Origin of the sequence: Shewanella litoralis, from assembly GCF_009828585.1 — a bacterium.
Taxonomy (GTDB): Bacteria; Pseudomonadota; Gammaproteobacteria; order Enterobacterales; family Shewanellaceae; genus Shewanella; species Shewanella litoralis.
Genome location: NZ_WSRZ01000001.1, coordinates 428,327 through 439,924, shown reverse-complemented (window position 1 = coordinate 439,924; position 11,598 = coordinate 428,327). Strand labels below are relative to the sequence as shown.

Below are 11,598 nucleotides of genomic sequence, written 5' to 3'. Positions count from 1 at the left end.
GGTCTTCGATAAGTTTCAAGTGTTCAAATAAGGACATGGATTAGGTTCAGTAGATTAACATGCCTGATCAGATCATGCCGATACGAAAAAGTTCCCTACTGTTAACAAAGTATGATCCCGCCCTGCATTTAAAAGGTAGCCAAGGTAATATCCGTGAATCGAAATTAGTTGGTGAATTGGGAAATGCTGCTTGGAGTTGTGGTACTGCAATGGTTGGTTGGTTTGTTATTGCAACTAGTACCGTATCGATTCCCTTAACTGGTGGATTAAGCACTGCAATTACTTACCTTGCTTCAGCAGCCACAATTGCTGGTACCTTACAATGCATGAATGGTGTTGTTAGGGGCACAAATGAATTTCTTGCACCTGAAAGAAATGATTATTTAGATAATCAAGAATGGTATGAAAACGCAACAATGGCAGTAGATTTAGTGTCGTTAGCGGGTGCTTCAGCTTCTGCTTTTGTAACAATCAAAACAATTAAGATTATGCAGGCAAATAGTGGAAGATCGACTTTAGATATGCTTAAGAGTTTGTCAAGACCAGAGCAAAGAAGGTTGAATAACGAAATAATTAGAGCCAATATACCAGGAGTGTCAAACAATATGTTGAAAAGTATAAGAAAAAGACCCGGATATAAACCCTATTCAACAAAGCATATAACAGCATCTTTCCGGCTTCAGATAGTCGATGCTGTAGGTGCTTCTATGAGCTTTACTGGTAGTGTTTCATCCGGAGCATTAAGATCTTTAGCAGTAGCCGTAGGTATTTATGAGGAGTTTCCTTCAGAATGAGTCATGATATTACAAAGGATGAATCTGTTGGTCTTTTCTCTTATGCCAAAGGAATGAGCATTTTTCTCATGGCATCTTTATTAATGACAGTTTCAATTGCTTTGATTCTATCATTTTCTATGCACGAGTATTTTTCACTCAGTCCTGAAATAATGCTCGTTATATTATGTTTTGCAACAATATACTTTTTTGTAGTTAATTTTCGAGTTGTGAGAGGTTCATTCCGAGCTGTGAAGATATTAAAATATACATTATATATTTTAATCGTTTTCTTTTTGCCTTCCATATTTATGCGCAGTTTTGAGATTACTTCCATTGTTGTAAACTTTATTTGTTTAACTTTTCCAATACTATCAATATTGATTATACAAAGTAGTATATATCTCGTTTTTGTTAAAAAGCAGCATGATGCAGTCCAAAATTGGAAGAATATACAGGCAGAGGCTGTCGTTGCACAACAGCGAGAATCAGCAGAGGTTATCGATGCCAGTAAGGATTCTATAAACTAAAATAATATAGTGGTCTATCCCCCTAACATGCCCCAATAATTCCTTCGCAATAAAGACATTTTTAATGACCTTGAGTGAGATGTGTCGTTAGAATGGGTTAATGACATTTGTTCATCGAAAAACATCAATGGACTCAACATAATAAGAAAGGATTTTTTGTGGCAGACACTCAATTTAGCATGACCCTTAAACCGCGTTTTTGTGAAACCGACGCATTAGGGCACATTAATAACACCGTGATCCCAGTATGGTTTGAAGCAGCGCGTGAGCCAATTTTTGATATTGTGAATCCGGGGCAAGATTTAACTAAATGGAACATGATTATTGCCGGTTTTACCATCGCCTTTACCGCGCCAACTTACTACGGCACTGAAGTGACAGTCAAAACCCACATTAGCCGTTTGGGCAACAGCAGTTTTGATATTTTACAAAGCTGCTGGCAAAACGGTAAAAAAACCGCCGAAGCCACCACCACCATGGTGCATTACAACTACCAAACCGAAAAAAGCGAACCATTAGCCGACAATGTGCGCCAGCAATTAGCTGCATTAACGGGGCTGACTAACGGTTAATTAACGTAAAAATTTAACCACGTAACTGCAGCTGGCATTGATATTAAAATCTTCCGATTTTGCCCATGCTAGCCCAGTGCGCACGAGCTTTTCTGCAATTCCCTGGCCGCGTAATACCGGTGGAACAAAGGTGCGATGAAAATCAATATCTTGGCCTGCCAAATGGTATTCAAGCATGGCCTCAACGCCTTGGGTGTTGACCACAAAACGATGTTGTTCGGCCTGGTGCTCTACGGTAACGACGTCTTGATTGCTCATGCTGTTATCCTTTTATGGTAATAATTGCGTAAGAGTAAAACTTACTGATGCTGCGACAAGGCGGCAAGTAATTCTGGTGTGAGTTTGGCTTTTTGACCGGTTTTAAAGTTAAACATCACCACTTTTGCCCAACCGTGCGTGGTGACCGATTGTTGCGATTGACTGAACATGGTGTAATGCATCACGAAGCGATCTTGTGTAATGTCGCTAATTTTGATGCCAACGATGATTGAGTCTGGAAACGTGATCGGACGCTTAAAGCGAGCATTCGTTTCACTGAGCACTGGCCCAACACCTGTGGTTTTTAAGTCGGCAAGTAGGTTAATTTGATGAAAGAAATCGAGGCGCGCCGTTTCAAAATACTTAAAGTAGACTGAATTATTAACGTGTTGCAGCGCATCCATTTCACCCCATGCAACTTGGATTTTGGTGCTGATAGAGTGTTTAGCTAAAAAGTCTTCCATGGGATACCTTGTATAAGATGAAATTAAACGCTTGTTTGAATTGGCCGTTAATTTACCAGTCACAATGTAGAACAACAAGGGCTATGGCCACTGGCCGACAATTTATAAGGATTTTATTTTGCCAAAACAGAGTTTACTCACCACATCTAGCGGATGGTTATCGTCTGGTTGGACGGTGTTTTCAGCGCGGTTTACCAGGCTGCAAACTCAACTGAGCCTCCCTCAAAAACTCTATTTAGTGGCGATTGTATTGTTGTTTGCTACTGATTCCGTGGTGTGGGTGGCAATTATTAGTGTCATCGCGATGTCGATTGAGTTTTGGCATTTGTTTGAACGTATGTGGCACAGTTTGGCAGGTAAAGCCGTTTTATTGTTGTTTTATGCCATTGTGGCTAATTTTGCATTAGCCAGCTCAAGTTCGGTGGTAAACGATGTGGTGGGCGTTGCCTCGAGCAGTTTTAATTACACCCACAACTTTGCCATTTTGCTTTATATTCCCGCCTGGAGCGTGATTATGAGCAGCATTGTGTTATTAATTTTACAGCTTATTTTTCCGCTAATGTTTAGCGTGTCATTTTTACTGCGTCCTTTTGGTGTGACTAATTTTAGGTTAATTAATCATCAACACTTTCATCGCACCACATTTTGGGTGCGAGTCGTGTTGGCGGCGGTGGTGCTGTATCACTTAGCCATGTTAATGGATCTTTATGGCCAAATAGAAAAAGCCTTAGATGACCCACAAGTTGTGCAACTCGTTGAGGCCCAGCCGGAAGAAGCCATTGTTGTCGAAAATGATTTGGCGTTAGTGGCGAGTGGTCTTGCGAAAGAGGTTAACCCTAAACCAGAGCCAAAAGTGAAAACGGCGACAGAAATAGAGCGCGAAAAAGAGTTAGAGGCTATCGATGAAATCGCCAAGCAACCGTATAACCATTTACGCAGCCAATATTTTACCAGTGTACGTAAAGCGATTGCGCTATTTGCATTTCAGCTTGAGGCGAATGCCAAGTCACGTTGTAAAAAGTCTGCTAAGTCGCACGTTGTTGAGCTTAATGATTATGAAATTTTAGAGATCACTCCAGATACCGATGGCGAATATGGTTACCATTTTGAAGTGAAAAAATGTATCTCTCCGGCCTTTCCTGGTTAAGCAGAGTTTATGATACCAATTACATTAAATATATGATCTAATTAATCGTCATTCTCTTATTGCTATATTTATGAATAATATCAATCTTGCTGTATTAGCTAAATCTGAAAAAAGTGCTCGTAAACGTATCCGTTACCTCGCCTTACTCCACTTTACCGAAGGTCATTCTCGCACCGCGATTGCCAACATGTTGAAGGTCAGTAGAACAAGTGTAAATGCCTGGGTTACAAACTATTTAACTCATGGTATCAACGGCCTGGATGATAAACATAATCCAGGTAGACCTGCACAATTGTCAGCGAAACAACAGGCAAGTCTGAAAGAGTTTATACAAGCTCAAAGCTTATCTGAGAGTGGCGGTAGATTAATGGCAAGAGATGTCTGTCTTTTTATTCAATCTGAATTTAACGTGACCTTTAAGCAGGCCAACATCTACAGAATACTCCATCAATTAGGCTTTTCATGGATAACAACTCGCTCTCGTCACCCAAAACAGTCTCAAGATGTTCAGGACGCTTTTAAAAAACTTCCAACTGTCAATGATCCTTAACACCCCTGGTCATGTATCGTTAGATCGCATTGATGTGTGGTTTCAAGATGAAGCCAGGTTCGGCCAGCAAAATACCACAACCCATATTTGGGCATTGAAAGGAAGCCGACCACGGTCAGTAAGGCAACAGCAGTTTGAATCCGCCTATTTATATGGTGCGGTGTGTCCTTCCACAGGTGCGACAGAGGCAATTATTGCCCCGTATGCCAGTAGTGAATATATGTTAGAACACTTGAAATTAATTTCAGAAGCGACTGAATTTGGACGCTATGCGCTGATCATTATGGACGGCGCAGGTTGGCATCAACAAAAACTGACTGAGGGCTTTGATAACTTGAGTATCCTTAAACTTCCCCCTTATTCCCCAGAACTTAACCCTGTAGAACAAGTGTGGCAATGGCTTCGTCAAAATGAACTTGCCAATCGTTGTTTTAGTGGATATGACGATATTGTTGAACAGTGCTCAATTGCATGGAATCACTTTATTGCAGAGCCTGAAAGGGTAATTAAATTATGCTCTAGAAGCTGGACAAAACTGACCAGTTAATTAATGTAAATGGTATGAGTTAATTTTTAGCGAAAACAAAAAACGACCATCAAGGTCGTTTTTTATTGGATAGTATTTAGCGTGACAGGTTAGTCGAATTGCAATTCGTTAAAGCTGGTCACTGTTTTACATTTTGCTTTTACCTGCTCAGGCAAACGCAGCATTTGGCACGTTGTCATGCCTGCAGCCTCAGCGGCTTTGAGCTCTTCAGGCATATCTGATACAAACAAAATTTGTTTTGGCTTTAAGCTAATGGTGTTGCAAATGTTGCAGTAGGCTTGCTTGTCTAATTTGTTACCGGTACGGGTATCAAAATGGCCGCTAAATGAAGGCGTTAAATCGCCAGAATCTGAGTGGCTAAACAGTAATTTTTGCGCTTCGACAGAACCTGACGAAAAACTGTAAATTCTGATGCCTTTTTCTTTAATGCGCTCAATGCTGTCGATAAAGTCAGGGTAAATATGGCCGGTAAAATCAACACGATTGTAGCCTTGCTTCCAAATTAAACCTTGTAATGTTTTCAATGGCGTGACTTTACGGTCTTCATCAATCCATTGTTGTAAAATTTCGGTCACACGCGCTAAAGATGCATCGGGTTCTAGCGCGATATCTTTTACATCGCTGATACAGCAATCTACCAATACATTGTGTTGGTTTTGCTCAAGAAACTCAGCAATTGCAGTGCGTGAGTATGGAAATAACACATCCTGAATAAAGTTAAGATCGGTAGTGGTACCGGCGGTATCAACGATGATAGCTCTAATACTCATAAGATTTGTGACTCCCAAACAATAAATTAACTTAATGATGATCCTATGCTTTATTAGCCGCTAAGGCTAGTGCTATTGCAGATATTGCCTCTAGGTTGGGCGACTTTTAGTACAAGATGTGAGCCAGGTTTAGATAATGCTAAATTGCTCTATCGCAATGAGGGGCGGGTCGCTTTAAGGATAAAGTTTAAAGCTGTTAAATTTAGCGTGATGATTATCATCATTTTGTTTATTAAGCATTTTAATTAATGTTACCAGAATGGAGTTGGGGTAATCGAGAACCTTTGTTTTTTCGGCCTAGATCACGATTTTACTGGGCACAGAAATATAGTCTAACCTTAAGTCTGTTAATACTCTCAATTTAGCACTTTCATTAGTGCTGTTTATTAATACGGTTAAATATAAAGGAGCGAGATATGTTAGGTGAAAGCCATGCGTTATTAGTCGATTTTCCTGAGTACACAGTGACCATTTTAACGTTAACGGATAGTGACAGCGAGTTTGCAGCAAATGCACGTCGTTATCATGATTTAGACACTGAAATTCGTAAATTAGAGTTGAGAAATTCCCCAACGAGTGATGAGTTTATGCATCAAGCTAAACATGAACGATCTGTGCTTAAAGATAAGCTTTATCTTCAATTTACTAAAGCGTAGAGGTTTGTTTTGAGCTGGAATCCAGCTCTTTGTTTATGGCCTGTGGCCACTAACGTCGTGGCGCTTCGCCCACACCAGATCAAGAGGAAACTAACGGCTGTTCCCTCTTTCTTTTTTATAAAAGAACTGGCCCAGCCGCCACATCAATTTATCCCATTTGATTTAGAGGCGATAATGTCGCGACGTGGTTAAATCCTGCTTTTGACTGCGCTTGTAGCCAGCTTCAGCCCATCTTGTCATAAAGAGTGAAAGTGTTAACGCTTCAGATGGGGCGTTTGGTGTGAATCCCTTCACATCAGATAAGTGGCTAAGCTACAGGGTACTGGTGCTTGTTGGAGAGTGAATGTTATGAAATGAGTGCTCAGTGATACATTCTTGGCTCTAAGTTTTTCAAGCCACTCAAACTATTTCAAACTCGCTCTTACATCTGCGATGGTGATGAACAGTTTGTGTTCTGCATCTTGAAATGTCTGGAATCCATAGCGTTGATAGAAGTGCTTTGCGCCATCTTTTGCGTCAACAATCACCACTGGGAATGCTACGCTGTCACTCGCAGTGAGCAACTTTTGCAATGCATCAATAAGTAACCATTCACCAAACCCCTGGCCTTTATAACGCTTATCTACTGCTAAGCGGGCGATGAGGCCGCCTGAAGTTGAAGATTGATACTTTTTTTGTAGCTTATGTGGCAGGGCTTTTATGTCTATCGGGGTCATTGTTAATGTATAAAAACCGATAATATGAGCGTTATTGATATCATCTTCTAAAACAAAGGTTCTGGTGTTGTCTTTTTTAGCTTGCTGACTCGCCATAACTTTCAAGTAGTTATTAAGTGCGTCACTGCCACAGTTAAAGCGGTTTCTATCGTGTTTTGCCTTATCTAACAGTACCGTATTCATTATTGGTTTTTGCTTTTATAACGTTCAGAAGCGGCTTGTAGATTTGAGTTTGCGGTTGCTGGGCGGTCTAGTGCTTCCATAAGTAAAGTGGCATCAGCTTGATTAAGCTTTAGCGTTTCTTCACGTTCAATCACTTGTTTGGCCTTTTCGATTGCCGCATTTAACACAAATGAATTAATGCTCGACATGCCAGCAAGCGCCGCGGCTTTCGTTAATAAATCTTGGGTGTCAGCATCAACTCTAGCAGTGATTCGAGGTAACGTAGCGGCCATAATATTCTCTCCAGTTGTGCCAAAGTGTCACATAAACATTATGTGGTTAAATTGCTCAAAAAGCAATCTGCGTGTCACTTTGGCACATAAGGAAATAGATTGAGAAGCTCTATTCCTCTCCTTTCACAAACACCTGACGGCCGTTTACCCAGGTGGCGATGACTTTGTTTTGCCATATTTGTTGTGGGTTGATAGCAAAGTAATCGTCCTCAACCAGGATAAAGTCAGCTTTTTTGCCGGATTCTAGCGTACCTAATAACTGCTCTTGGTGGCCGGCATAGGCTGCGTCGATGGTGAAGCTTTTAAACGCTTCAATACGCGACAGTTTTTCACCCGCTAACCAACCGTCTAAAGGTTTGTTGAGATGATCTTGACGGGTGACAGAAGCGTGTAGACCAAAAAATGGGTTAGGTGATTCAATAGGAAAGTCTGACCCGTTGGCGATGACGGCGTTAGCATTTAACAGTTTGCGCCAAGCATATGCTCCGGCTAGGCGGGCTTTACCTAAACGGTTTTCGGCCATGTTCTTATCGCTAGTGGCGTGGGTCGCTTGCACTGACGCGATAACGCCAAGCTGAGCAAAGCGGGGCACGTCGGCAAGGTCGAGTATTTGGGCATGTTCAACGCGGTGGCGTAATGCTTTTGAGTCGGTTGCCGCAATGGCAGTTTGGTATTTATTGAGAACCACTTGATTGGCATTGTCGCCAATGGCGTGGGTGTTAACCTGAAATCCGGCTTTCATCGCCTGTAAAATCAGTTTACCTAATTGCTCGTCTGAATACAGCATTAAGCCTTTGTGGCCGGGTTGGTCGGAGTACTCTTTAATTAACGCAGCGCCGCGACTACCCAACGCGCCGTCGGCAGATATTTTTACACTGTCGACTTTAAACATGTCGTCGCTGGTGTTGATATGACCTTGCTTTAATACCGTATCAAACCGTGGGTCTTCAACCGACAGCATGCCATTAACGCGCACGCTCATGGCATTGTTTGCCGCTAATTGCTGGTAGGCTTTAATGTTGTTAATGCTGATGCCCGCATCGTGCACGCTGGTTAAACCGTATGAGGCTAAGCTGTCCATTGCTAGGGTTAACGTAGACTCAAGCTGTTGCTGATTAAGATCGGGGATGATGTTAAACACCAAGTTCATCGCATTATCGATAAGCACACCAGTAGGATTTCCTTGCTCATCTTTAACTATCTCGCCACCTTCTGGCGAGACGGTGCTGGCTGAAATGCCGGCCAGTGCTAACGCTTTACTGTTAACCCAAATCGCATGACCATCAACACGGCCAAAAGATACTGGGTTAGCTGTAAAGGCTTTATCTAATGTGTCTTTGGTTGGGAATTGTTTGTTGTCCCATAACTCCTGGTTCCACCCGCGGCCCATTAACCAACTATCTGTAGGGTTTTTCTTAATGAATGCTTGGGCGCGTGACACCGCGTCTTGTTCACTACTGGTGTTGGTTAAATCGGCGGTTAATAAGCTTAAGCCGTAACTGAGTACATGACCGTGGGCGTCGATTAATCCTGGCAGTAAGGTTTTACCTTTACCATCAATGGTGATGATATCGTTAGCTGTGGGTAAAGGTTGGTCTTTGGTGAAGAGTTGGTCGACTTTATCGTCGGTGAACTGAATCGCATTAAAGGTGTGTAATTTACCGTTAACTAAGGTGTAGCCATTAACATCATGCACTAATGTGGTTTGCGCAACGGTGTTGGCGCTTAAACCGGTAAGACACAATGCTACCGACAGTGCTAAATACCCTTTTTTCATCATTTTATCCCTTTATGCAATTCATTATTCAACACTTATTAAATGTTAATTAATCGTTAATGGCAAGGGCTATAACAATTGAAAAAATCGCCTAACAGGGTTAGGCGATTGTGGAGCTGATGCTTATTTAAATTTAGCTAACGTCTTCGCTAAATCATTCACATCCAACACGTTGTAGTCAGGCTGTGCTGCAAGTGGGAACAACACTTTACCCTGGCGACGAATAAATGCCGTCTGTAGGCCAGCCTTATCGGCACCGGCAATATCCCAGCCGTGGGCTGCAACCATTAGGGCTTCGTTAGCGTTAACGCCTAAATCTTTAATTGCCCATTGGTAAGTGCTTAAATGCGGCTTAAATACACCAACAGACTCGATGCTTAAGTTGGCATCAAAATATTGGCTTAAGTTTGCATTTTTAAGCTGTAATTGAACGCCTTCTAATGATGAATTCGTTAAGGTTACGAGCTTATAACCTTGAGCTTTTAATGCCGCTAAACCCTCTGCAACATCTGGATGCGCGGGTAAAGAGCGTAATGGCGTAACAATGGCGGTTTTAGCTTGTTCGTGAGTGATGGCAATGCCGTTAATTTCGGCCACCATTTCGAGTGATGCCACTCCAATATTACCAAACGATTGATACTCGCCAGTGGCTGAAACCACTAAAGAGTGATGCAACATGGTTGAGAACCATAATGGCAATAAATCGTCACGACCATTTAGCGCAGTACCGACTGATTTACGCATGTTTTCTAGATCTAACAGAGTTTCATTCACATCAAAAATAATCACTTTTGGCTTGGTGAGTTCAGTGGCTGAATCAGTTGATTCATTGGCGAAAACATGGCTGCTGTTAAGCAACAAAAACGCGCTAGCAATTGATAATAGTGTGCGGATTTTCATAATACCTCTGTCAATATGGGTTAGGTTAGCAATAAAAAGATTTTGAACGATCGTTCACAATGTACCTAGCCTAAATGAAATAGATCTTAAAATCACGCAATTATTGATTTTATCTTGCTGGTCTTACAGGTATAGAAGGAGAAAGAGCCATATGCTGTCTATAAAAGCCAACAACATACGGCTTGAAATGCGATTAACGGGGTAAGGCAACTACCAGGCCATTTTTGACCACGTTTAAACAAGGATTAACCCCGTAGGCATACGCGAGTTGTGCGGGGGTGTTGATATCCCATAAACAAAAGTCAGCTTGCTTGCCAACGGTAATGCTACCAACGCGATGCTCGAGCCCCAATGCCTTGGCGGCATTAACAGTAACGCCTCGCAGGGCTTCTTCTGGGGTTAATCTAAACAAGGTACAGGCCATGTTGAGCATTAATAGGGTTGAGCAAATCGGTGACGAACCTGGGTTAAAGTCGCTGGCTATCACCATCGGCACATTGTATTGGCGCAGTAAATCGATGGGCGGTAATTGGGTTTCGCGTAAAAAGTAAAAAGCCCCAGGTAATAACGTCGCGCAGGTTCCACTTTCGCTTATCGCTTTAACTCCCGCCTCGTCTAAAAACTCAATATGATCAACTGACTTAGCACCCAAACTTGCGGCTAAGGCGCTACCCCCCATATTAGATAACTGCTCAGCGTGTAGCTTTATCTGCAACCCGGCTTGTTTAGCCGCACTTAATACTCGCTCGGTTTGCTCAAGATTAAAGGCGATATTTTCGCAAAATACATCAACAGCATCCGCTAAACCTTCTGCAATAACCGCGGGCAGCATGTCATTAATCACCAGATCGACATAGCCGTCTACATCGTTCTGGTATTCTGGCGGAATGGCATGGGCGCCTAAAAATGTGGTGTTAACATCGATATGATGATGCTCGCCAAGCTCACGGGCGACTCGCAATAGCTTCAGTTCGGTTGCGGTATTTAAGCCGTATCCTGACTTAATTTCAACAGTAGTGACCCCTTCTCTGGCTAGGGCATTTAAGCGTTGGCGACCTAATTCAAATAACTCTGCTTCATCGGCATCACGGCAGGCATTAACCGTTGAAATAATACCGCCGCCAGCGCGGGCAATATCTTGATAACTGGCGCCTTGTAGCCGTTGCTCAAACTCATTGGCGCGATGGCCGGCAAACACCAAGTGAGTGTGTGCGTCAATAAGCCCTGGGGTTATCCAACCCCCTTTACCCCTATAAACTGGGGTTGCCAAAACGTCAAATTCGGGCAGTTCATTGCGTGGGCCGACCCAGGCAATTTTACCGTCTTTTACGGCAATTGCTGCTTGCGGTATTACCCCGTAATCACCAGAAATACTAGGGTCCATGGTAGCGATATTGATATCTATCCATACTTGATCCCACACCATGTTATTCCTCTTTTTAATCGCAAAAATTTGTCTTCTATCTATTGTTAAACAATACTT

General features: G+C 42.3%; 14 protein-coding genes. 6 read left to right on the top strand and 8 right to left on the bottom strand.

Features of this window, described 5'->3' with window-relative positions; genetic code table 11:
• Window positions 1–59: 59 nt before the first annotated feature.
• The 3 genes from GQA99_RS02055 (at window position 60) to GQA99_RS02045 (ending at window position 1,875) form a co-directional block, all read left to right on the top strand.
• The gene (locus GQA99_RS02055; RefSeq protein WP_160052178.1) at window positions 60–794 is read left to right on the top strand and encodes a hypothetical protein; all 735 of its coding nucleotides are present in this window, start codon (window positions 60–62) and stop codon (window positions 792–794) included.
• On the top strand, window positions 791–1,303 hold the full coding sequence (locus tag GQA99_RS02050) for a hypothetical protein (protein ID WP_160052177.1): 513 nt from the start codon (window positions 791–793) through the stop codon (window positions 1,301–1,303). The genes GQA99_RS02055 and GQA99_RS02050 overlap by 4 nt, the downstream gene beginning before the upstream one ends.
• Before the next feature lie 179 nt (window positions 1,304–1,482).
• Window positions 1,483–1,875, top strand: a complete 393-nt coding sequence (locus tag GQA99_RS02045; RefSeq protein ID WP_283106206.1) for an acyl-CoA thioesterase — start codon at window positions 1,483–1,485, stop codon at window positions 1,873–1,875.
• Here GQA99_RS02045 and GQA99_RS02040 read toward each other — a convergent pair whose 3' ends face one another.
• On the bottom strand, window positions 1,876–2,133 hold the full coding sequence (locus GQA99_RS02040) for a GNAT family N-acetyltransferase (RefSeq protein WP_160052175.1): 258 nt from the start codon (window positions 2,131–2,133) through the stop codon (window positions 1,876–1,878).
• 41 nt (window positions 2,134–2,174) lie between these two features.
• Window positions 2,175–2,597 carry an acyl-CoA thioesterase gene (locus tag GQA99_RS02035; RefSeq protein ID WP_160052174.1) on the bottom strand — a complete coding sequence of 141 codons (423 nt, stop codon included), beginning with the start codon at window positions 2,595–2,597 and terminating at the stop codon, window positions 2,175–2,177.
• A 118-nt stretch (window positions 2,598–2,715) separates the two neighbouring features.
• Here GQA99_RS02035 and GQA99_RS02030 point away from each other — a divergent pair, with 118 nt between their 5' ends.
• Window positions 2,716–3,744 carry a hypothetical protein gene (locus tag GQA99_RS02030; protein ID WP_160052173.1) on the top strand — a complete coding sequence of 343 codons (1,029 nt, stop codon included), beginning with the start codon at window positions 2,716–2,718 and terminating at the stop codon, window positions 3,742–3,744.
• A gap of 70 nt (window positions 3,745–3,814) precedes the next feature.
• Window positions 3,815–4,841, top strand: a protein-coding gene (locus GQA99_RS02025; RefSeq protein WP_160052172.1) for an IS630 family transposase whose coding sequence is annotated in 2 segments (ribosomal slippage) — window positions 3,815–4,270 and window positions 4,272–4,841 — 1,026 coding nt in all. Because the reading frame shifts where the segments join, the coding sequence is not laid out codon by codon here.
• An 89-nt stretch (window positions 4,842–4,930) separates the two neighbouring features.
• Here the strand turns inward: GQA99_RS02025 and mtnC are convergent.
• Window positions 4,931–5,611, bottom strand: a complete 681-nt coding sequence (mtnC, locus tag GQA99_RS02020; protein WP_160052171.1) for an acireductone synthase — start codon at window positions 5,609–5,611, stop codon at window positions 4,931–4,933.
• Window positions 5,612–6,027: 416 nt separating this feature from the next.
• Here mtnC and GQA99_RS02015 point away from each other — a divergent pair, with 416 nt between their 5' ends.
• Entirely contained in the window at window positions 6,028–6,267 is a 240-nt protein-coding gene (locus tag GQA99_RS02015; RefSeq protein ID WP_160052170.1) for an HP1242/YdcH family protein, read from the top strand.
• 404 nt (window positions 6,268–6,671) lie between these two features.
• Here the strand turns inward: GQA99_RS02015 and GQA99_RS02010 are convergent, their stop codons facing one another.
• The 5 genes from GQA99_RS02010 to hutI all read right to left on the bottom strand — a co-directional run bounded on the left by GQA99_RS02010 (window position 6,672) and on the right by hutI (window position 11,541).
• Window positions 6,672–7,169: a GNAT family N-acetyltransferase gene (locus GQA99_RS02010; RefSeq protein ID WP_160052207.1), complete on the bottom strand. Its 498-nt coding sequence runs from the start codon at window positions 7,167–7,169 to the stop codon at window positions 6,672–6,674.
• Window positions 7,166–7,438: a type II toxin-antitoxin system TacA family antitoxin gene (locus GQA99_RS02005; protein ID WP_160052169.1), complete on the bottom strand. Its 273-nt coding sequence runs from the start codon at window positions 7,436–7,438 to the stop codon at window positions 7,166–7,168. The genes GQA99_RS02010 and GQA99_RS02005 overlap by 4 nt, the downstream gene beginning before the upstream one ends.
• A 109-nt stretch (window positions 7,439–7,547) precedes the next feature.
• On the bottom strand, window positions 7,548–9,215 hold the full coding sequence (locus GQA99_RS02000; RefSeq protein WP_160052206.1) for an amidohydrolase: 1,668 nt from the start codon (window positions 9,213–9,215) through the stop codon (window positions 7,548–7,550).
• 123 nt (window positions 9,216–9,338) lie between these two features.
• Complete coding sequence (locus GQA99_RS01995; RefSeq protein ID WP_160052168.1) at window positions 9,339–10,115, bottom strand: haloacid dehalogenase type II; 777 nt, start codon at window positions 10,113–10,115, stop codon at window positions 9,339–9,341.
• A 193-nt stretch (window positions 10,116–10,308) separates the two neighbouring features.
• Window positions 10,309–11,541: an imidazolonepropionase gene (gene hutI / locus GQA99_RS01990; RefSeq protein WP_160052167.1), complete on the bottom strand. Its 1,233-nt coding sequence runs from the start codon at window positions 11,539–11,541 to the stop codon at window positions 10,309–10,311.
• Window positions 11,542–11,598 lie beyond the last annotated feature (57 nt).

Bases quoted from the DNA above. Each gene is read 5' to 3' on its own strand.
- hutI (WP_160052167.1), bottom strand. From the start codon at position 11,541: ATGGTGTGGGATCAAGTATGGATAGATATCAATATCGCTACCATGGAC.
- GQA99_RS02005 (WP_160052169.1), bottom strand. From the start codon at position 7,438: ATGGCCGCTACGTTACCTCGAATCACTGCTAGAGTTGATGCTGACACC.
- GQA99_RS02050 (WP_160052177.1), top strand. From the start codon at position 791: ATGAGTCATGATATTACAAAGGATGAATCTGTTGGTCTTTTCTCTTAT.
- GQA99_RS02040 (WP_160052175.1), bottom strand. From the start codon at position 2,133: ATGAGCAATCAAGACGTCGTTACCGTAGAGCACCAGGCCGAACAACAT.
- GQA99_RS02055 (WP_160052178.1), top strand. From the start codon at position 60: ATGCCTGATCAGATCATGCCGATACGAAAAAGTTCCCTACTGTTAACA.
- GQA99_RS01995 (WP_160052168.1), bottom strand. From the start codon at position 10,115: ATGAAAATCCGCACACTATTATCAATTGCTAGCGCGTTTTTGTTGCTT.
- GQA99_RS02015 (WP_160052170.1), top strand. From the start codon at position 6,028: ATGTTAGGTGAAAGCCATGCGTTATTAGTCGATTTTCCTGAGTACACA.
- GQA99_RS02045 (WP_283106206.1), top strand. From the start codon at position 1,483: ATGACCCTTAAACCGCGTTTTTGTGAAACCGACGCATTAGGGCACATT.
- mtnC (WP_160052171.1), bottom strand. From the start codon at position 5,611: ATGAGTATTAGAGCTATCATCGTTGATACCGCCGGTACCACTACCGAT.
- GQA99_RS02035 (WP_160052174.1), bottom strand. From the start codon at position 2,597: ATGGAAGACTTTTTAGCTAAACACTCTATCAGCACCAAAATCCAAGTT.
- GQA99_RS02000 (WP_160052206.1), bottom strand. From the start codon at position 9,215: ATGAAAAAAGGGTATTTAGCACTGTCGGTAGCATTGTGTCTTACCGGT.